This window comes from Microlunatus antarcticus (assembly GCF_014193425.1).
GTDB classification, from domain to species: domain Bacteria; phylum Actinomycetota; class Actinomycetes; order Propionibacteriales; family Propionibacteriaceae; genus Microlunatus; species Microlunatus antarcticus.
The window spans coordinates 263,770-283,677 of sequence record NZ_JACHZG010000001.1 but is presented as its reverse complement, the minus strand read 5'-3'; the positions used below and the strand labels follow the sequence as shown (position 1 = coordinate 283,677).

The following is a 19,908-nucleotide window of genomic DNA, read 5'->3' as shown; positions in this document are numbered from 1 at the left end:
CCTCGCTACTATCCCGGCATGCCCACTAGGGAATCGAGGCCCGACGCGCTGATCATCGGCGCGCCGAAGGCCGGGACCAGCGCGCTGCACGCCGCCCTCGCGCGGCACCCGCAGGTGTACGCGTCGGCGGTCAAGGAACCGAAGTACTACATGTGCACCGACGCGCCACCGCCGGCGTACGTCGGGCCGGGCGACGCGCACAGCCAGCAGGAATGGGTCTGGCGGGCCGACGACTACGCCGAACTGTTCGAGCCGGCTCCCGCGGACGCCGTACGGCTGGAGAGCACGCCCTTCTACCTCTACCTGCGCTCGGCGCGGCGGCGGATCGCCGAGGAGCTGCCGGACGCGAAGCTCGTCGTGATCGTGCGCGACCCCGTCGACCGGGCGTACTCGAACTGGATGCACCTCTACGTCGACGGGCTGGAGCCGGAGGCCGACTTCGTCACCGCCTGCCGCCTCGAGGACGAGCGGGTCCGGGCCGGGTGGGCGCCGTTCTGGCACTACCGCCGGATGGGGCGCTACGGCGAGCAGCTGGCCGACCTCTTCACCCACGTCGACCGCGAGCGGGTGCTCGTGCTGCGCTACTTCCAGCTGGTCAGCGCCCCCGTCGAGACCCTCGACCTCGTGGCCCGGTTCCTGGGGATCGAGGAGGGGCTCGTCGGCACCGTCCCGCCCGACAACTCGCGCGGGTTCGTCCGGCCCGGTCTCCGGACCGAGGCCCTGAGCCGGGTCATCCGGCTGGGTGCGGCCGCCGGGGCGTACGCACCCCCGCAGGTCTGGCGCCGCGCGAGCGAGCCCCTCACCCGGGCCCTCCAGCTCGGCGGACCGGACCGGCGCCCCAAGCTGACCCCCGAGCAGCGCGGCGAGCTGCTCGAGGGCTGCACCGACGACATCGCCGTGCTCGAGGACGTCCTCGGCCGCTCGTTCGACGACTGGCGCTCCGTCGAGGGCCGCGGCTCGTTCACCGAGCGGGTCACTCCCACGTCCTGACCCCTGGCACGCGCTCGTCCCCTCGCTCGAGCGAGCGGTACGCCCGACGCCTGAGCGGTACCTGTTCCCGGCCTGAGAGCGCGCCCGCCCGGGAACAGGTACCGCCGAGCTGCTTGCGTGACCGCTCGATCTGTCCACAGGAGTGGTCCGAAGGTCGCTGACGCCTGTGCACGAGCGGCACGATCGCGCGCGCCTCACCATCCTCTCGGCGTGGCCACTCCCGACCTGTCCGGCGTCGTACGCCCTCGCACCTCGCGCACCCTGCGGGAGCAGGGACTGAGCAAGCACCTGCTCGACGGCCCGAGGTACCGCCGGACCTCGCCCGGGCGGTACGTACCGGTCGGCGTGCCACCGACGACCATCCAGCGGCTCGTCGAGTCGGCCGCCCACCTGCCCGTCGGCGGCGCGCTCGGCGGCTGGTGCGCGGCCCACCTGCACGGGGCCACGAGGTTCGACGGGCTGGACCGCAGCCTGCGTCCGGCGCCCGTCGTCCTGTGCGTGCCCGACGCCCTGCACCGACGTGCGACCCCCGGACTGCGGTACGTGCGGCAGGAGCTGGCCGATGACGAGGTCGTCCACGTCGGAGGGATCCCCGTGACCAGCCCGGCCAGGACGGCCTCCGACCTGGCCCGATGGGCAACGAACCTGGAGGAGGCGGTGGTCGACCTCGACGCTCTGCTCGCGGCGGGCGTCGTCCAGGAGAGCGCGCTGCCACTCCTGGCCGACGGCCTCGGTGCACGTCGCGGCTCCCGCCAGGCGCGGTCCGCTCTCGCCCTCGCGCGGTACGGGGCCCGCTCACCGGGCGAGACCCGTCTACGGCTGACCTACGTCCTGGGGCTCGGCGTGCCGACGCCTCTGCTCAATCCTCGCGTCCACGACCGGCTGGGACGCTTCCTGGGCATCCCTGACCTGCTGGACCGCGACGCCGGGCTCGTCCTCGAGTACGACGGCGGCACCTGGCGGGACAGCGAACGACCCGACGGGCACCTCGATCCGGAGCAGCACCGTGAGGACAACGAGCGCGAGGAGTGGTTCGAGCGGAACGGTCTGCTCGTGCTGCGCGCGACCAAGGCGGACGTGGCCCGGCACCGCCCGGGTCTGGTCTCGCGCATGGGTGCTGCCCGCGCGGAGGGCCTGCTGCTCGGTCCGGCTCGCTGGACCTGGCGGGTAGATCCCGAGCGGTACACCATCCCGCCCGGGCGAGCCCGTTGACCGGGAACCGGCACCGCTCGATGCGGCGGTGCACCGGTCGAGGGCAGGAGCTAGTCGGAGACGGAGGTCATGAGTTCGTGCGAGCCGTCGGCCCGGGCAGCCTCGAAGTAGAAGCGACGACGGCCGTCGGGCAGCGCGACCACGCTCACGTAGCGCAGGGCGCCGTCGCCGTCGGGCGACATGGCGACGGGCTCGGGCGAGCCGACCAGACGCCCGTCGACCTCCTCCGCGACGCCGGTCTGCTCGAACCAGTTCGAGGCGGCGTCGGCGCGGCCGTCGTAGAGGACGCGGAGCGGCTCGTGCGACAGCACCGCCGTGACCCGCGCACCGCGGGCGTCCCAGCGTCCGGGCGCACCCTCGAGAATCGTCTCCTGGACGCCCCACTCGAGGCCGTCGTCGCTCGTCGCGTACGCGGTGACCATCCGGTCCTCCGCCCCCGCCGGCTCCAGCGGGTGGCAGCAGACCCACATCTCCCAGCGCCCGTCGGTCACCGTGACGACCGGGTCCTTGACCCCCCAGCGGCGGTCGCCCGGCAGCACGATCCGACGCCGGCCGCTCGCGAGCTCCTCGGGTCGGGCCGCGTCCACCGCCTCGATCCACCAGTGCTTGGAGTCGGGCGTCGCACAGCTGAGGTAGAGACGCCAGCCGCCGCCGGGCACCGGCAGGACCACCGGCCGCTCGAACGAGGCCGCCGCGAAGGTGTCCCGGTCGACGCTGGCGACGGGCACGAAGTGCACCCCGTCCTCGGACCGGGAGACCACGACGCTCACCCCGCGACCGGCGTCGAGGGGACGGCGTACGCGGTAGGCCATCCAGAAGACGCCGTCGGCGAGCACGACGCTGGCCGCGCCGGCCCAGTTCCCCGCGCCGCGTCCCGGCGCCGGGACGACCACCTCCGCCCCCTCGTACCGGGGCAGGTCCACGCCGACGAGGGTGCTCACCGCGACACCATAGGTCAGGCCGTCGCCGCCCGGGCCGCATTCCCAACCGTCGAACTAGGGAAGATCGCCCGGGTCGGGTGCCGAGCCCCCGAGGCGCTCCAGCACGAGGCGCGCCAGCTCCGCGGGCCGCTCGTCCGGGATCCAGTGGCCGGCGTCCTCCAGCACGACGAAGCGGTAGTCCGCCTCGACGCACAGCCCGGTGTGCTCGGCGGCCCACCGCCCCAGCGCTGGGTCCAGAGCACCCCAGACGTAGGTCGTGGGCACCCGGACCCGCGGGAACGGGGTGGCGGTGCGCCCGAGCAGCGGTCGCCAGGCGGCGCGGTACCAGTTCAGGAGGGCCCGCGCCGTCGACCGGTCGGCGAGCAGCGCCAGCACGGCGGCCGGGTCGGGGGTCCGCATCCGCGCGAGCAACGGCCCCGCGACGCGCGGGGAGCCCAGCAGCAGCTCGGGCAGGACCGGCAGCTGGAAGGCTCCGATGTACCAGGAGCGCAGCGCCTGACCGTGGAGCATGGCGGCGACGAGGGCGCGCGGGTGCGGGGTCGAGGCGACCGTGAGCGTACGCACGCGGTCGGGGTGGGCGGCCGCCACCGCCCAGGCGACGGCTCCGCCCCAGTCGTGGCCGAGGAGGTCGAAGCGTTCCGCCCCGGCCGCGTCGGCCAGCGCGAGCACGTCGCCCACCAGCGAGCGGAGCGCGTAGGCCGAGACCGCGTACGGACGCGCACCGCGCGAGTAGCCGCGCTGGTCCGGCGCGAGCACCCGGACACCCGCGGCGGTCAGGTGCTGCGTCACCGGTCCCCACGAGGCCGAGGTCTGCGGGAACCCGTGGAGCGCGATCACGACCGCACCGCCCTCCGGACCGCTGTCGCGGACGTCGAACGTCAGCCCGTCGTGCCCGTACGTCTCCAGCCGCTCTCCCATCGGCCCAGCGTTCCACCCGGCCAGGCCGCAGACCGTCGCTGCTCATCTGAGCAGGTTCGTCCACCGATGTTGGCGACCCGGCGGCGGACGCCCTAGCGTGAGGTCACCGGGCGGCGACGCCCGACGCTCCTCCCGCCCGACGACAGGAACCCGATGACCCAGACGACGATGACCGCAGCCGTGATGCACGCCCCCGGGGACATCCGGGTCGAGCAGGTGCCGGTCGCCTCCCCCGGCGCGGGCGAGGTGCTGCTGAAGGTCGCGGCCTGCGGCGTCTGCGGCTCCGACATCCCGCGGATGCTCCGCAACGGCGGCTACGTGATGCCGATCATCTGCGGCCACGAGTTCTCCGGCTGGGTCGAGCAGCTGGGCGAGGGCGTGACCGGCTGGGAGGTCGGCGACCTGGTCTCCGTGCCGCCGCTGATCCCCTGCCGCCGCTGCGACTTCTGCCTGCGCGGCGACTTCGGCCTGTGCGAGGACTACGACTACTTCGGGAGCCGCAACGACGGCGCGTACGCCGAGTTCGTCGTCTCCCCGGTGGGCAACCTCCTGAAGATGCCGGCCGGCATCGACCCGCGGGCGGCCGCCATGCTCGACCCGGCGGCGATCGCGCTGCACGCGCTGTGGAAGACCGGCCTGCGCACCGGGCACCGGGTGCTCGTCGTCGGCGCCGGTCCGATCGGCCTGTTCGCCGTGCAGTGGGCCAAGCTCGCCGGCGCGAGCCAGATCGTGACGATCGACCTCTCCGAGGAGAAGTCGGCCATGGCCCGCGAGGCCGGTGCGACCGACGCCGTCCAGACCCACGCCGAGGCGCAGGCGCTGGGCGGGGCCGGCTACGACATCGTGCTGGAGTCCGCCGGCGTCGCCGTCACCGCCGACATGGCGGCCAACCTGACCGGTCCGCTCGGGCACGCCGTCTTCGTCGGCATCCCGCACGCCCCCGTCGAGCTGTCGAAGGAGACCTGGAACCGCTTCATGCGGCTCGAGATCACCCTGCACGGGTCGTGGAACTCCTTCTCGGCCCCGTTCCCCGGCGCCGAGTGGCGGACCGCCGCGGACAAGCTCGCGAGCGGCGAGCTGAAGTGGGAGTTCATGATCACCCACGAGCTCCCGCTGTCGGCGCTGCCCGAGATGATGACCAAGCTCGGCGACCGCTCGGAGTTCTCCTCCAAGGTGATCTTCGTCCCGAACGCCGGCTGAGCGTGGGCATGCTGCTCGGGCTCGACCTCGGCACCGAGGGCGCGCGCGTAGGCGCCTTCACCACCGACGGGGTCGCGCTCGGGTCGGTCCACCGGCCCTACCGCACGACGTTCCCGCGTGCGGGCTGGGCGGAGCAGGACCCGCAGGACTGGTGGGCGTCGCTCGTCGACGCGTCGCGCACGCTGCTGGCCACCCCGGCCTGCCGGGCCGCCGGACCGGTGGTCGCGGTCGCCTCGGCCACCACCGCCTCGACCGTCGCCGTCCTGGACGCCGACGGCGTACCGCTGCGGCCCGCGATCCTCTGGATGGACTCGCGCGCCTCGCCGCAGGCCGACCGGACCGCGACCTTCGCCGCCGAGCACCCGATCCTCGCCTGGTCGGGCGGCTCGGACGCGTCGGAGTGGCTGCTCCCGAAGGCGATGTGGCTCAAGGAGCACCAGCCCGAGACGTACGACCGGGCCGCCCGGATCGTCGAGGCGGTCGACTACCTGACCTTCCGGCTCACCGGCCGCTGGGTGGGCTCGCAGATGAACGCGGTCTGCAAGTACAACTACGACGGCCTCGAGGGTGCCTTTCCCACCGCGCTGTACGCCGCGCTGGGCATGGCCGACCTGGTGCCGAAGCTGCCCGACGAGATCCTGCCGGTCGGGTCGGTCGTCGGCGCGCTCACCGCCACGGCCGCCGCCGAGCTCGGCGTGGTCGGCGAGCCCCCGGTCTGCATCGGCGGGATCGACGCCCACGTCTCGCTGCTGGCCTGCGGCTCGCCGGCCGGCGTCGTCTCGCTCGTCTCCGGGACCTCGTCGGCGATCGTCGCGGAGGTCGAGGACCCGGTGACGACGACCGAGGTCTGGGGCCCGTACCCGCACGCGCTCCGGACGTCGCGGTGGCTGGTCGAGGGCGGTCAGGTCACCAGCGGCTCGGTGCTGAAGTGGACGGGCGAGAACCTGATGGGCGTCGCCCGCGAGAACCTCTCCACCCTCGTCGCCGGTGCCGCGGCGGTTGACCCGGGCGCCCACGGGATCCGGGCGCTGGACACGTTCATGGGCAACCGCACGCCCTACCGCGACGCCCGGCTGCGGGGGGCCGTCGTGGGGCTCACCCTGGGCACGACCCGCGAGGAGCTCTACCGGGCCGCGATCGAGGCGGTCGCCTGCGGGACGCGGGGCGTCATCGACTCCTTCGTGCGCGCCGGCGTGGCCTGCGACCGGCTCGTCTTCTCCGGCGGCATCGAGAAGAACCCGCTGTGGCAGCAGATCAGCGTGGACGTGCTCGGGCGCGAGGCCGAGATCGTGGCCGGGGACAACCTCACGCTGCGGGCCTGCGCCGTGGTCGGCGCGGCCGGCGCCGGACTGGTCCGCGACCTCGACGAGGGCGCCGCGGCGTACGCCCCCACCACCCGGACGCTGACCCCCGACCCGGCCCACCACGAGGTGTACCGGCAGACGTACGACGACTACGTCGGGCTGCTCGCCGCGCTGACGCCGATCATGCACGAGTCGGTCGACCGGCTGGCCCGCCGGTGAGCCCGACGCCGACGACCCCGACGTCGGAGGCCGACCGGCCGGCGCCGACCGACCCGGGTGAGCTGCTGCTCCAGGTCGCGCAGCGCTACTGGGAGCAGGACCGCACCCAGGAGGACATCGGGCGCGAGCTGCACCTCACCCGCTGGAAGGTCGGACGGCTGCTCGAGCAGGCCCGGGCCGAGGGCATCGTGCAGATCACGGTCGTGCACCCGACGACCCGGCGCCGCGAGCTCGAGGCGACCCTGACCGAGCGCTACGGGCTGGCCGACTGCATCGTCGTCCCCACGCAGGACCGGGAGCAGGACACCGTCACCCACGTCGTGCGCGCGGCCGCCGGCTACCTCCGGGCGCGCGGGCCCCGGCTCCGGACGCTCGGCGTCTCGTGGGGGAACACGCTGCAGGAGATCGCGGCCATGCTGCCGAGCGGCTGGGCGCACGGGCTGGAGATCATCCAGGTGAACGGGGGCATCAGCCGCTCGGTGCGCCCGACCACGGCCGCCGACGTCGCGATGAGCATCGCCCGCAGCGGGCACGGCCGCGCCAGCCTGCTGCCGGTCCCGGCGATCGTCGAGCACGCCAGCACCCGCGAGGCCCTCTACACCGAGCACTTCGTCCAGGAGACGCTCACCAAGGCTCGCGCCGCCGACGCGCTGCTGTTCTCCCTCGGCGCCCTGTCGCCGAGCTCGGTGCTCGTGCGCAGCGGGGCGGTGACGCCGGACGAGCTGGAGCGTCTCCGCGCCGCCGGGGCCTGCGGCGACGTCCTCGGGCACTACCTCTCCCCCGACGGGACGATCGCCGACCCCGACCTGGAGAGCCGCACGATCGGGCTGAGCCTCGACGACCTCCGCGCGGCGACGCAGGCCATCGCCGTCGCCTCGGGCCCGGCCAAGGCGCCCGTCATCCGGGCCGCCCTCACCAGCCGGCTCTGCTCGGTCCTCGTCACCGACGAGGCGGCCGCGCGGTCGGCCCTGGAACCCTGACGCACAGCACTCACAACACGCACGGCACGCGCACCACAGCCGGAACCCCTGACCCACCTCACGAAGGAGCACCCACGATGAGCACCACCACTCACGACACGCCCAGCCCCGCCGACGTCGCCCGCCTGATCGACCACACCCTGCTGAAGCCCGAGGCGACCCGGGCCGACGTCGCCGCCCTGGTCGACGAGGCCGTGGCCCTGGGCACGTACTCCGTCTGCGTCTCGCCGTCGATGCTGCCCCTCGCGGTGCCGGCCGGGAGCGACCTCAAGGTGGCCGTCGTCGCGGGCTTCCCGAGCGGCAAGCACACCTCGGCCGTCAAGGCCGCGGAGGCCGCCGGCGCGGTCGCCCAGGGTGCCGACGAGGTCGACATGGTGATCGACGTGGGGGCCGCGCGGGCCGGTGCGTACGACGCCGTCGAGGCCGACATCGCCGCGGTTCGGGCGGCCGTGCCCGGCACCGTGCTCAAGGTGATCATCGAGTCCGCCGCGCTGAGCGACGAGGCGATCGTGGCCGTCTGCCAGGCCGCGGTGTCGGCCGGCGCCGACTTCGTCAAGACCTCGACGGGCTTCCACCCCTCCGGCGGGGCGACCGAGCACGCCGTCGCCCTGATGGCCCGGACGGTCGACGGCCGCCTCGGCGTCAAGGCCTCCGGCGGCGTCCGCACCCTCGACGACGCCCGCCGCATGATCGCGGCCGGCGCGACCCGGCTCGGCGTCTCCGGCTCCCGGGCCCTGCTCGAGGACGGCCGTCCGGACTCCTCCTACTGAGCCCCGGCCCGCCGCTCAGACGCTGAGCCCGGCCCCCGCCGGGTAGAGCGGGTCCTCGGTGTCGTTGGCCACGTCGGACTGCGAGCGGCGTACGGCGTCGGCCGACCGGGGCACCTCGAAGGGCAGTCGGCCGAGCGGGGCCACCGCCCCGGACAGCACGTCGGCGAACGCCTCGGCGGACGCGCCGACGTCGGTCAGGAGCACGGTCGCGACGTCGGCGAACGCCGCCAGCAGGGCCGGGCGCTCGAGGTTCGCGCCGATGATCAAGGGTGTCGTCCGCGCGATCTGGCGCAGCCGGGCCACGAGCCCGGGCCGGTAGGCCAACGACCCCTGGTGGAAGAACGTCTCGAGGAACAGGTCGTCGCGGGGCTCGAACGGCGCCTCGAGCCGGACGACGGCCACGTCCGCCTCGGCCGGGTCGCCCACGACCTCGCCGAGCCGGGCCGCCGCGGTCTCGGGCCACCCCTCGACGTAGAGCCTCAGCCCGGGCCGCAGCGGGAGGACGGGCGCACCGGCGACCGGGCGGTGCTCGAGCAGGACCATCGACTCCGCCTGCGCCCGGCGGCCGGCGGCGCGGAGGTCCGCACGTCCGACGACCTCCTCGGCCACGTCCTCGTCGACGAACGGGTCGTCGAACAGGCCCAGCCGGAGCTTGACCAGCAGCAGGCGCCGTACGGAGGCGTCGAGGCGCTGCTCGCCAACGAGCCCCTGCTCGACGGCCTCCAGCAGCAGGTCGGTCCGGGACTCCCCGCCGAGCTGGTCCGCGCCGGCGTCGATGATCTTCACCAGCCGGTCCAGCTCGCTCAGGTGCTCGACCCCCCAGGCCCGTGCGGGCAGCGGCCGACCGGCCACGACGGTGCCGGTGACGAGGCCCCAGTCGGTGCAGATGACGCCGTCGAAGCCGAGCTGCTCGCGGAGCAGGCCGGTGAGGATCTGCCGGTTGTAGCCGAAGCCGACCTCCTCGACCGGCACGCCGTCGAGCTCGAGCCCCACGGGCATCCCGTAGTAGGGCATGAGCGCCGAGGTGCCCGCGGCGATCGCCCGGCGGAACGGGACCAGGTGGTCGGCGAACCGCCCGCCCGGGTAGACCTGCTCGCGGCCGTACGGGAAGTGCGCGTCCTCGCCGTCGAGCTGCGGCCCGCCGCCCGGGAAGTGCTTGGCCATGGTTGCCACCGAGGTGGGGCCGAGGTCCGGGCCGAGCTGGAACCCCTCGACGTACGCGGCGGCGACGTCGGCCACGAAGGCGCTGTCGTTGCCGAAGGTGTGGAACTGCCGGCCCCAGCGCGGCTCGGTACCGAGGTCGATCTGCGGGTGCAGCGCGGAGCGGATGCCGACGGCCAGGTACTCCTGCCGGGCGGCGTCGGCGAACTCCCGCACCCGCTCCACGTCGTGCAGCGCGGCGAGACCGAGGGGCTCGGGCCACGCCGACATCGCCCCCGCGGCGAAGGCGGCGCCGGAGTTCTCGGTGCTCGAGTGCCGGGGGTCGGTGCTGACGGTCACCGGGATCGAGTGCGGCGTGGTCGCGGCGAGCGCCTGCAGCGCGTTCGACCACCGTGCCGACTCCCGCGCGGTCGGCAGCGCGTGCACGTTGACGTGGTTGATCAACCGGTCGACCACCCGGGCCCGCGTCGAGGAACGTGCGACCCGTCCGTCACCCTCCATCAGCGCGCCGCCCGGACCGACCTCGATGATGTCGTGGAAGAACAGCCCGATCTTCTCGGCCAGCGACAGCCGGGCGACGAGGTCGTCGGCGCGCTCCCCCGGCGTTCGGCGCGGGTCCTCGAAGGGCGCCATCACCCCGTCGTGGTCGAGGTCGCGGAACGCCGTCCCGTCGGGAGCGGTCAGCGTCGTCAGCTCGGGTTCGGGCATCGCGTGCGGTCCTTCCCTCAGGTCGCCGGCTGGTCCGCGGCGACGAAGTCGTACTCGGAGAACGACGCCACCTCGGGCACCCAGCGGGACGCGACGAAGCCGGTGTGGTCCGGGTGGGCGTCGTACGCGGCGTAGGCCTCCTCGTCGGCGAACACCATCGAGAACTGCCACGCGAGGTCGCTCTTGGCGCTCACCTGGCGGTGGACCGCGAAGTCGCGCACCCCGGGGATCGCCGGCAGCGTCGCGCGGGCGGTCTCGAGGAACGCCGCCTCCGCCGCCGACCCGGCCGGGTGCACGAGCCGGAAGACGACGGTGTGCTGGATGCGGGTCACGTGGGCCACGTTCTCACGACCGGGTCAGCGTGCGGACCCCAGCAGGTAGCCCAGCGCGGCCAGCGCGGTCGCCGCGACGACCTGCCCGACCCCGTGCAGCAGCGCCGCGCCCCAGCGGCGCTGCTCGGCCAGCCGGACCGCCTCGTACGCGGCCGTGCTGAAGGTCGTGTAGCCGCCCAGGAAGCCGGTGCCGAGCACCAGCAGCGCCGACCCGGGCAGCAGCGCCGTCGCGGCGAGCCCCGCGAGCAGCCCGAGCAGGAACGAGCCCGTCAGGTTGATCAGCGTGGTCGCCACCGGGTAGCGCCACGGCCGCGCGCTGGACACGGCCCCGTCGAGGACGAACCGCGCGACCGCGCCGAGCCCGCCGGCCAGGGCCAGGAGGAGGACGGTCACGCCGTACGCCCCCGGCGGCCCGCGAGCCGACGGGCGAGGGCGACGCCCAGGGCCGAGGCCAGGAGCCCGAGGACGACGGTGGCCAGGGCGTACGCGAGCGCGTGCCCGACGAGGCCGGACCGCAGCAGGGCGTCGGTGTCGACGGCGAGCGCGCTGTAGGTGGTGAAGCCCCCGCAGAAGCCGGTCCCGAGCGTCAGCCGGAGGGCTCGACGCCGATCCGTGTCGGGTCCTCGACTCCCGAGGTGCTCGAGGAGCGCGCCGAGGACGAGGGCGCCGGCCAGGTTGACCGTGAACGTGCCCAGCGGCAGGCGGAGGACGTGCGGCACGGCGAGCCCGACGGCCCAGCGCGCGAGGGTGCCCACCGCACCCCCGACGAGGACGAGGCCCATCAGCCGCACCTGCAGGTGCGGCGGACGGGCCTCGGACACGTCCCGCAGGCTAGCGGGCGGTGCGCCTCCTCGGGCTAGCGCTGCAGCTCGTGGCTGAGCTCGGCGAGCTCGTCGCCGCCGGCCATCTGCCGGGTCAGCTCGTCGAGGGTCACCTCGGAGCGGTTCTTGTCGAGCACCGCCTGACCGAGCTTGAGGATGACGAAGTGGTTGCCGACCAGGTACGCGTGGTGCGGGTTGTGCGTGATGAACACGACCCCGAGCCCCGCGTCCCGCGCCGCCGCCGTGTACTTGAGCACCACGCCGGACTGCTTGACCCCGAGCGCCGCCGTGGGCTCGTCGAGGATCAGCACCCGCGCACCGAAGTACACGGCCCGCGCGATGGCGACGCACTGGCGCTGGCCGCCGGACAGCTCGCCGATGGGCTGGTCGATGTCCTTGACGACGATGCCCATCTTGCGCAGCTCCTCGTCGGCGATGCGCTTCATCTCCTTCGTCTTCAGCCCCGACAGCGGGAACCGGCTGCCCGTCAGCTCGGAGCCGAGGAAGAAGTTGCGCCACACCTCCATGAGCCCGACGACCGCGAGGTCCTGGTAGACCGTGGCGATGCCGTGCGAGAGCGCCTCGCGCGGCGACCCGAAGTGCATCTCCTGGCCGTCGACGAGCAGCTGGCCCTCGTTGTGCGGGTGCAGCCCGGCGATGATCTTGATCAGCGTCGACTTGCCGGCGCCGTTGTCCCCCAGCACGCAGGCGACCTCGCCCGCGTTGACCGTGAGGTTGACGCCCTTGAGGGCTCGGATGGCGCCGTACGTCTTGCCGACGTCCTTCATCTCGACGAGCGTCTCGCCGTGGCTCAGGGTCGGGTCGGCGTGCTCCTGGAGCGTGTCGGTCATGACTAGCCCACCTTCCGCGTGGTCGAGAGCTTCTTGACGTACAGGTTGACCATGACCGCCAGGAGCAGCATCACGCCGAGGAACGCGCGGAACCAGTTGGGGTCCCACCCGGCGTAGACGATGCCGAGGCTGGTCATGCCGAAGATGAAGGAGCCGAGCGCGACACCGATGGTGTTGCCGTAGCCACCGGTCATCAGCGTCCCGCCCACGACCGCGGCGATGATGTAGAGGAACTCGTTGCCCACGCCGTTGCCGGCCTGCAGCACGTTGAAGTTGTAGAGGTAGTGCATGCCGGTGAACCAGCCGAGGAACGACACCGTCATGAACAAGCCGATCTTGACCCGAGTGACCGGGACACCGACCGCCCGCGCGCTCGCGGCGTTGCCGCCGACCGCGTAGATCCAGTTGCCGATGCGGGTGCGCTGCAGGATGTAGGCGGCCAGCGCCGCGAAGACCAGCCACCAGATGACGGTGATGTTGAGCTGCACCGGGCCGAGCTGGAAGACGTGGGCGAAGACGAACTGGAGCGAGCTCGAGCCGTCCATCTGGGTCGTGTTGGGGCTCGACACCGAACCCGTGACGAGCTTGGTGACGCCCAGGTTCGCGCCCTGGAGGACGAAGAAGCTGCCGAGGGTGATCAGGAAGCTCGGGATGCCGGTCCGCATCACCATGTAGCCGTTGAAGAAGCCGACGCACAGGCAGAAGAGCAGGCTGACGATCGCGCCGACCCAGAGGTTGATGCCCAGCTGGTAGCAGAACATCGCGTTGAACAGGCCCGCGGTGGTGGTGATGACGCCGGCCGACAGGTCGAACTCGCCGCCGATCATCAGCAGGCCGACCGCGACCGCGACGATGCCGATCGTGGAGGACTGGTAGAGGACGGTGAAGAACGACGGCAGCGACCGGAACGACGGCGCCACGGCCAGGAAGAAGATGAAGATGACGACGGCCGCGACGAGCGCCCCGATCTCGGGGCGGGCGAGCAGGCGGTTGGACAGACCGAGTTGCACCCGGTTCGACGCTTCAGCCGGGGCACCCGCCGGCGCGGTCTTGACGGTTTGACTCATGCTCAGCTCCGAGGTGTGAAGGGCCGGTGGCCGGGCTCGAGGAGCCCGGCCACCGGAGCCACAGGTACTAGCGGGTGTTCTGGTCGATGTAGGGCAGGATCGTCGCGACGTTGGTGTTGTCGACGAACGAGGGCCCGGTCAGCGTGGCCTTGCCGCCGCCCATGACGTTGCCGTTCTTCTTGTAGAGGTACAGCTGGTCGATCGCCAGGTAGCCCTGCAGGTACGGCTGCTGGTCGATGCAGAACTGCAGCGTCCCGTCCTGGACGGCCTTGGCCGCCTCGGCGTTGAGGTCGAAGGTGCCGACCTTCACGTCGTCCCGACCCGCGGCGCTCTTGGCCTTGATCGTGTCCAGGGCCTGCGTGGCACCGAGCGTGATCACCCAGTTGATGTCCTTGTCCTGGCTGAGCTTGGCCTGGATCGCCGAGGTGACGGCGGAGTCGTCGGCACCGTTGACCTGCAGGTTCTCGGTGTTCGGGAAGCTGTCCTTGACCCCGGCGCACCGGTCCTCGAGCGCGACCGAGCCGGTCTGCTGGATGGTGCAGAGGATCTTGGTGGCCCCGGCGTCCTTGGCCTTGGCGCCGGCCTGCTGGCCCGCCAGCTTCTCGTCGGAGGAGAAGTGCGCGATGGAGCCGGCCTGCTGGTAGTAGTCCAGGCCCGAGTTGAACGTGTCGACGGGGATGCCCGCCGCCTCCGCCTTCTTGAGCGACGGGATCAGCGCGTCCGGGGTCACCAGGGTGCTGGCGATGCCGTCGACCTTGGAGTTCACCGCGGCGTCGATGAGCGTGGCCTGCTTGGTCGCGTCCGGGTCGGCCGAGTAGTTCAGCGTCGAGCCCGTGTCCTTGGCCGCCTGCTCGGCGCCCGCCCGGATCCGGTCCCAGAACGTGTCGCCCGGGGTCTCGTGGGTGATCATCGCGAACGTGTAGCCGCTGTTGCCGCCACCGCCGCCGCCCGCGGCGGGCGCCGACGACGCGGGGGGCGCGCCGCCGCCGCTGCAGGCCGCGGTGAAGGCGAGCGCCGTGGTCGCCGCAGCGGCCAGCAGGGTGCGCGCGAGGCGGGGACGACGCGAGCCGCGTCGTCCGTCTCGGAGCGGAATCATCGATGAGTCCTTTCGGTCAACCGGTTCCGGCGGGTGCCGGGAGTGTCCAGGGGCGGACGGGGAGAGAGGCGTGCACGGGCAGCGCCGACGACGGCCACGGGGGCGGGGGGAAGGAGCGGTCGGTCGGTGGCCACGCCGTCCCGCGCGGCGACCGTGGTGACGGTCGCGGTGCGGTGGGACTCCTGGCTCATCGACGAACCTCTTCCAGCGTGGCCGGCGGCGGTGCCGACGCGGCCTAGCGTGTCCCAGCGCCGTACCCCTGTCAAGACTTTGTTCTGACATTGTTCCCGGCTTGTGACCGGTCCAGGCCGGACCTGGAGGAATTTCCCGGTTCGCCAGCGGTCCCGGATCCCCGCCGGTACGGTGAAAAGCGTCTTCCCAGGGGGGACGTCGGGCTGCTCTCAAGAGCCCGGCGCCTGCGAGGCGCGTCAGGGGACGTGCTCACCGCGGGACCTGGGGCGGCGGCGCCCGGAACGGGCGTCCGGGGGAATGCACGGGGGATCGATGTACACCACACATGTCTTTGGCCGCGCCTTGGCGCCACGCTCGGACGACGCCGTCCAGGGGCTCCGATGAGCACCCAGGAGCTCGACGGGCTCGACCTGCTCGGCCAGCCGCTGGTCGCCACGCCCGTACGGGTCGTCGAGCCGGTCCGAGTCACCCCGCCAGTCGTCGAACCCGTGGGCCACGCCCCCGTCGCGCTGCCCGTCGGACCCCGCTTCGGGGTCTGGGCCCGGCGCTACGTCGCCGCTCTCACGGCCTGGGACGTGCTGGTCGGCGCCACCGCCGCGCTCGTCCCCTCCATCATCAGCGAGACGCTGTCCTCCTCGGCCGTCCGCATCCTCGTCCTCGGCGCCATCGGTGCCGTGGTCTGGCCGCTCGCGGTCGGGGCCATGAAGGGCTACCAGCGACGGGCCGTCGGGGTCGGGTCCGACGAGGTCCACGCGGTCCTCCGGGCCTGGGTCGCCGTGGTCGTGGCCGGCGCCGTCAGCGCCGAGCTCGTCCCCGCCCTGCTGGAGACCGAGCGCGACGCGCTGCTCAAGCTCGCCGTCACGGGGACGCCGTTCGCGGTCGCCCTCAGCGTCGGCGGACGGTTCGCGGCCCGCAAGTTCCTGCACCGCCAGCAGCGCGCCGGACGCCTCGTCCGTCGCGTCGTCGTCGCCGGCAGCGCCGCGGCCGCGAGCCAGCTCATCCAACGGCTCGCGAACGAGTCCGAGTGCGGCATGACCGTCGTCGGCGTCTGCGTGCCGGACGCCGAGGTGGCCGGCCTCGTCGGGCTGCAGGTGCCCGTCCTCGGCGACCTGCGCCACGTCGGGACCGCGCTCAAGGAGCACGCCTGCGACACCGTCGCGGTCACCAGCGACGACGCCACGCGCTTCACCTACCTGCGCGAGCTCTCCTGGTCCCTCGAGGGCAGCGGGGTCGAGATGCTCGTCGACCCCGGGCTGGTCGAGGTGGCCGGGCCGCGGATGCACATCCGACCGCTGGTCGGCTTCCCGCTCCTGCACATCGAGGAGCCGCACTTCACCGGGCCGCGGCGGGCGGTCAAGCGCACGACCGACATCCTGCTCACCGGCGTCGGCCTCCTGGTCATCTCGCCGCTGATGCTGCTCATCGCGCTGGCGATCAAGCTGCAGGACGGCGGACCGGTGATCTTCGCCCAGACCCGGATCGGGCGCAGCGGGGCCGAGTTCACGATGTACAAGTTCCGCTCGATGCGGATCGGCGCCGAGAACGAGCTCGCCTCGCTGATGGAGCGCAACCAGGGCAAGGGCGGGCTGTTCAAGCTCAGCGACGACCCCCGGATCACGCGCCTCGGCCGCTTCCTGCGGAGCTTCTCCCTCGACGAGCTGCCGCAGCTGCTGAACGTCCTCAACGGCACGATGTCACTCGTCGGCCCTCGCCCACACCTCGCCCACGAGCTGGCCCTCATGCCGGCCCACTCGAGCCGACGCGCGCTGGTGACCCCCGGCCTCACCGGCCTGTGGCAGGTCAGCGGACGTTCGCACCTCGAAGGCGACGCCGCCGTGCAGCTCGACCTGCGCTACGTCGAGAACTGGTCGCTCACTCTCGACCTGCTGATCCTCTGGAAGACCTTCTCCGCCGTCCTCCGCCGCGTCGGCGCCGCCTGACCCAGGCGCGGAAGACGCGTCCCCGGGAACGCCGAAGACCCCCGTCGAGGACGGGGGTCTCGGGCTCCGGGCAGGTCAGCCGGCGGTGATCTTCAGGTTGTCCAGGTCGACGTAGGCGTTCTTCGCGCCGGCCCAGGTGGCGGAGTTGCCGCCGCGGAAGACGCTCCAGTCGAAGTGCGTGATGTGCACCTTCGGGTCGGTCCGGTAGACGACCTTGTCGGACTCCATCACCAGCGTGCCGTCGAACCAGGTCTGCAGGACCCCGTCGGCCTTGCCGACGGTGTTCATGACGTGGCACTGGCGCACGTGGTGCCACACGCCCGGGGTGAAGGACGACCCCCAGGAGACGTTGTCGCCGAACTCGCGGTTCTGGCCCGGGTGGTAGAGGTACGTCACGACCATGTTCGACCGCTTCGCGTCGCGGACGAACTTCCACATCTTCGCGCCCAGCCACATGAGACGCCCCGACCAGCCGTGCGCGGTCGAGCCGCCGCCCTCGGGCGTCTGGGGCTTCGTGCCCGGCGCCACCCCGACGAAGCCCGGCAGCTTGCCGCCGGCGGAGAAGTCGAACGGGGCGGCGAAGCGGACGTCGTACGACATGCACGCCGAGTCGTACGAGCCGGGCAGCTTGACCATGAGGACGTTGCCGCGGCCCTCGCCCTTCGACGCGATGAACTTCCCGCCCTCGAGCTTGTGCCGCACGACGTTGCCGGAGCCGCGGTAGTCCTGCCGGTAGGTCATGCCGGCGAAGGCGCCCTTGTTCTTGTTGGTCGGCCCCACCAGCTTGTTGAACGACTTGGGATCGACGGCCCCCCGCTTGGTGCCGTCGAAGTCGGCGGTGATGATCGTCCGCTGCGAGTTTGCCGTGGCCGCGGTCGGCGCGGGCGCCGCCTGGGCGACCTCGGTGGTGGCGGAGGAGGCGAACACGGCCGTCGCGGCCATGATCACGGTGGCGAGCGTCAGGCTGGTCCGGGTGAGGGCGTGCGTCATCACAGCAAGTACCTTTCGAGGTTCCCCGAGCTGGGTGGGCGTCGCGAAGGACTGGGCTGTCCCTCGTCGGGCCGCGGACCGTCTCGCCCCATCCCCCGCGTCCGGTCCGACGCTCGCCTGAGACATCGCAAGGATTGATCCGGTAATTACTGTGAGTTGCGAGGTAGGAGCCTGAGCGGCTCTCAGTCCAGAGGAAGGCGTACGCGGTGGTCGACGAACGCTCCCCAGAGCAGCCTGAGAACGCTGCTCGGATCCTCTTCGTCTGCTACGCCAACCACTGCCGCTCACCGATGATGGAGCTGCTCCTGCGCGACGCGCTGGACTCCTCCGGCGGCGCCGCCGGCCTGCTCGTGTCGTCCGCGGGGACGCACGCCCAGCCGGGGATGCCCGCCCACCCGTACGTCGTCCGGGCCCTCGCCGAGCACGGGGTCGACGCGACGGGCTGGGGCGCCACCCGGCTGGACCCGGCGCTGGTCGACGCCTCCGACCTGGTCCTCACCGCGGCCGCCGAGCAGCGGGAGGAGGTCGTCGCCCTGTCGCCCGAGGCGGCCGGGCGGACCTTCACGCTGCTGGACTTCTCGGCCTGGCTGCAGGCGGCCCCGGCGACCGGCCCGTCGGAACCGACCGTGCCCGCGCTCCTGGGCCGGGCGACGGCCGGCCGCGAGCGGCACCCCGACCACCGCGAACGGGACCTGCCCGACCCCATGGGCCGGAGCCTGCGGCACTTCCGGCGGTGCCGGCGTCGCGTCGAGGCCGCGCTGGTGCCGTTCGTCGGCCGCTGAGCCGACCGGCTCAGCCCGCGTGCTCGGGCGTGGTCGGCGACCAGGAGAAGGCGGAGGGGTCCGAGGAGTAGCGCCGGCGCTCCGACCGGGTGAGGCGGCGCCCGTTCAGCACGCTGCCCAGCACGGTGGCGTGCACCTGCTCGAGCATGACCACGGCCTCGGCCACCTCGCTGCGGCTCGTCCGACCCCAGCGCACGACCAGCAGCACGCCGTCGGCGACGGCCGAGCAGACCGCCGCGTCCGTCACGGGCAGCAGCGGGGCCGCGTCGAGCAGGACCTTGTCGTACGTGGACCGCAGCCCGCCCATCGTGTCGGCCATCCGGGCCGAGCCGAGCAGCTCCGCCGGGTTGGGCGGCACCGTCCCGGCCGGCAGCACGGAGAGGCCCTCCGCACCACCGGGGCGTACGGCGGCGGCCACCTCGGCCTGCCCGGCCAGCACGTCCGACAGCCCCGGACCGGGCTCGAGGTGGAGGGTCGGCGCGAGCGTCGGGCGGCGCAGGTCGGCCTCGACGAGGAGCACGCGCTCCCCGGTCTCGGCGAAGGAGCGGGCCAGGTCGAGCGCGGTGGTCGTCTTGCCCTCGCCGCCGAGCGCGGACGTCACGACGACCACCTCGGCACCGGAGGTGGGGGCGCCTGCGGCCCGCAGGAAGGCCAGGTTCGTCCGGAGCTGGCGGACCGACTCGGCTCTCCCCCGGTCGTCCCGGTCCTCGTCCACCACGGCCAGCGTCGGTGCGCCGACGACCTCGGCCGCCGTGGTCGACGAACGGACCGTCACGTCGAGCAGGTCGCGAAGCACGGCGAGCAGCGCCCCGAGGACGAGCCCGGCCAGGAGCCCGAGCGCGAAGAACTTCTTCAGGTCCGGGCTGACCGGGGAGGAGGCGACGGTCGGGCCGGACACGACGTCGACGCCGATGACCTGCGCCGGGCGGCCCGCGTTGTCGAGCTCGTCCACCAGCGGACCGAACGTGTCGGCGACGCCGCGCGCGATCGTGGCGGAACGTTCCGGGGAGCCGGTCTGCACGGTCACGGTCAGCAGCGTGGTGTTCAGCTGCGCGCTGGCCGTGATCGTCGAGGCGACCGAGGACGGCGAGGCCGTCAGCTTCTGGTCGGCGACCACCCGGCGGGCGACCTCCTCGCTGCGGACGAGGGAGACGTAGGAGCTGACCTTCGCCTGCGCGTACTGGGTCGACGTCGCGGAGCTGCCGCCGCCCGTGGGCGGGACGCTGACGTAGAACGTGACCGTGCTGGCGTAGACCGCCGGGGTCAGCAGGTAGGCCGCGAGGCCGAGCACGGCGCCGAGCACCGCCAGACCGGCGACGAGCCACCAGCGCAGCCGCAGCGCGTGCAGGTATCCACGCAGCTCCACGCGGCGTTCCTTGTCTCTCGGGGTCCGAAGACGTGCCCCGGGCGGGCCTGGTGCGGCGTCGGTGCCGG

19 protein-coding genes are annotated in these 19,908 nt (G+C 73.0%); 8 read left to right on the top strand and 11 right to left on the bottom strand.

Annotated features, from left to right (window positions below; genetic code table 11):
* The first annotated feature begins 18 nt into the window (after positions 1-18).
* Both FHX39_RS01375 and FHX39_RS01370 read left to right on the top strand, forming a co-directional pair.
* Complete coding sequence (locus tag FHX39_RS01375; protein WP_183336152.1) at positions 19-990, top strand: sulfotransferase family protein; 972 nt, start codon at positions 19-21, stop codon at positions 988-990.
* A gap of 210 nt (positions 991-1,200) precedes the next feature.
* Positions 1,201-2,202 (top strand): type IV toxin-antitoxin system AbiEi family antitoxin, encoded by a 1,002-nt coding sequence (locus tag FHX39_RS01370; RefSeq protein WP_183336150.1) that lies wholly within the window; start codon positions 1,201-1,203, stop codon positions 2,200-2,202.
* Between the two features lie 50 nt (positions 2,203-2,252).
* Here the strand turns inward: FHX39_RS01370 and FHX39_RS01365 are convergent, their stop codons facing one another.
* Both FHX39_RS01365 and FHX39_RS01360 read right to left on the bottom strand, forming a co-directional pair.
* Entirely contained in the window at positions 2,253-3,143 is an 891-nt protein-coding gene (locus FHX39_RS01365) for a glycoside hydrolase family protein (RefSeq protein ID WP_183336148.1), read from the bottom strand.
* Between the two features lie 54 nt (positions 3,144-3,197).
* Positions 3,198-4,061 (bottom strand): alpha/beta fold hydrolase, encoded by an 864-nt coding sequence (locus tag FHX39_RS01360; protein WP_183336146.1) that lies wholly within the window; start codon positions 4,059-4,061, stop codon positions 3,198-3,200.
* A gap of 153 nt (positions 4,062-4,214) precedes the next feature.
* Between FHX39_RS01360 and FHX39_RS01355 the strand changes: the two genes are divergently transcribed.
* From FHX39_RS01355 to deoC, 4 genes are all read left to right on the top strand, one after another.
* On the top strand, positions 4,215-5,261 hold the full coding sequence (locus tag FHX39_RS01355) for a galactitol-1-phosphate 5-dehydrogenase (RefSeq protein WP_198423218.1): 1,047 nt from the start codon (positions 4,215-4,217) through the stop codon (positions 5,259-5,261).
* A gap of 8 nt (positions 5,262-5,269) precedes the next feature.
* Positions 5,270-6,784, top strand: coding sequence for an FGGY-family carbohydrate kinase (locus FHX39_RS01350; RefSeq protein WP_198423501.1), 1,515 nt, complete (start codon positions 5,270-5,272; stop codon positions 6,782-6,784).
* Positions 6,781-7,764 (top strand): sugar-binding transcriptional regulator, encoded by a 984-nt coding sequence (locus FHX39_RS01345; RefSeq protein WP_183336142.1) that lies wholly within the window; start codon positions 6,781-6,783, stop codon positions 7,762-7,764. Before FHX39_RS01350 ends, FHX39_RS01345 begins: the two co-directional genes overlap by 4 nt.
* Positions 7,765-7,841: 77 nt before the next feature.
* The gene (deoC, locus tag FHX39_RS01340) at positions 7,842-8,534 is read left to right on the top strand and encodes a deoxyribose-phosphate aldolase (RefSeq protein WP_183336140.1); all 693 of its coding nucleotides are present in this window, start codon (positions 7,842-7,844) and stop codon (positions 8,532-8,534) included.
* Between the two features lie 15 nt (positions 8,535-8,549).
* On the opposite strand, the gene FHX39_RS01335 is transcribed toward deoC, so the two are convergent.
* The 7 genes from FHX39_RS01335 to FHX39_RS01305 form a co-directional block, all read right to left on the bottom strand.
* Positions 8,550-10,403: a glycoside hydrolase family 3 protein gene (locus FHX39_RS01335; protein WP_183336138.1), complete on the bottom strand. Its 1,854-nt coding sequence runs from the start codon at positions 10,401-10,403 to the stop codon at positions 8,550-8,552.
* A gap of 17 nt (positions 10,404-10,420) precedes the next feature.
* Positions 10,421-10,735 carry a Dabb family protein gene (locus FHX39_RS01330; RefSeq protein WP_198423217.1) on the bottom strand — a complete coding sequence of 105 codons (315 nt, stop codon included), beginning with the start codon at positions 10,733-10,735 and terminating at the stop codon, positions 10,421-10,423.
* A gap of 24 nt (positions 10,736-10,759) precedes the next feature.
* Positions 10,760-11,128 carry a fluoride efflux transporter FluC gene (locus FHX39_RS01325; RefSeq protein ID WP_183336134.1) on the bottom strand — a complete coding sequence of 123 codons (369 nt, stop codon included), beginning with the start codon at positions 11,126-11,128 and terminating at the stop codon, positions 10,760-10,762.
* On the bottom strand, positions 11,125-11,556 hold the full coding sequence (crcB, locus tag FHX39_RS01320) for a fluoride efflux transporter CrcB (protein ID WP_198423216.1): 432 nt from the start codon (positions 11,554-11,556) through the stop codon (positions 11,125-11,127). Before crcB ends, FHX39_RS01325 begins: the two co-directional genes overlap by 4 nt.
* A 35-nt stretch (positions 11,557-11,591) precedes the next feature.
* Positions 11,592-12,407: an ATP-binding cassette domain-containing protein gene (locus FHX39_RS01315; protein WP_183336132.1), complete on the bottom strand. Its 816-nt coding sequence runs from the start codon at positions 12,405-12,407 to the stop codon at positions 11,592-11,594.
* A 2-nt stretch (positions 12,408-12,409) separates the two neighbouring features.
* A complete protein-coding gene (locus tag FHX39_RS01310; protein WP_183336115.1) occupies positions 12,410-13,474 on the bottom strand; it encodes an ABC transporter permease in 1,065 nt (354 codons plus the stop codon).
* Between the two features lie 67 nt (positions 13,475-13,541).
* Positions 13,542-14,570 carry a substrate-binding domain-containing protein gene (locus tag FHX39_RS01305; RefSeq protein WP_183336113.1) on the bottom strand — a complete coding sequence of 343 codons (1,029 nt, stop codon included), beginning with the start codon at positions 14,568-14,570 and terminating at the stop codon, positions 13,542-13,544.
* Between the two features lie 572 nt (positions 14,571-15,142).
* Between FHX39_RS01305 and FHX39_RS01300 the strand changes: the two genes are divergently transcribed.
* The gene (locus tag FHX39_RS01300) at positions 15,143-16,702 is read left to right on the top strand and encodes a sugar transferase (RefSeq protein WP_183336111.1); all 1,560 of its coding nucleotides are present in this window, start codon (positions 15,143-15,145) and stop codon (positions 16,700-16,702) included.
* A gap of 75 nt (positions 16,703-16,777) precedes the next feature.
* Here the strand turns inward: FHX39_RS01300 and FHX39_RS01295 are convergent, their stop codons facing one another.
* Entirely contained in the window at positions 16,778-17,692 is a 915-nt protein-coding gene (locus tag FHX39_RS01295; RefSeq protein WP_183336109.1) for a polysaccharide lyase, read from the bottom strand.
* 206 nt (positions 17,693-17,898) lie between these two features.
* On the opposite strand from FHX39_RS01295, the gene FHX39_RS01290 reads away from it, so the two are divergent.
* Positions 17,899-18,474, top strand: a complete 576-nt coding sequence (locus FHX39_RS01290; protein WP_183336107.1) for an arsenate reductase/protein-tyrosine-phosphatase family protein — start codon at positions 17,899-17,901, stop codon at positions 18,472-18,474.
* A 10-nt stretch (positions 18,475-18,484) separates the two neighbouring features.
* On the opposite strand, the gene FHX39_RS01285 is transcribed toward FHX39_RS01290, so the two are convergent.
* Entirely contained in the window at positions 18,485-19,840 is a 1,356-nt protein-coding gene (locus FHX39_RS01285; protein ID WP_183336105.1) for a polysaccharide biosynthesis tyrosine autokinase, read from the bottom strand.
* Positions 19,841-19,908: the final 68 nt, after the last annotated feature.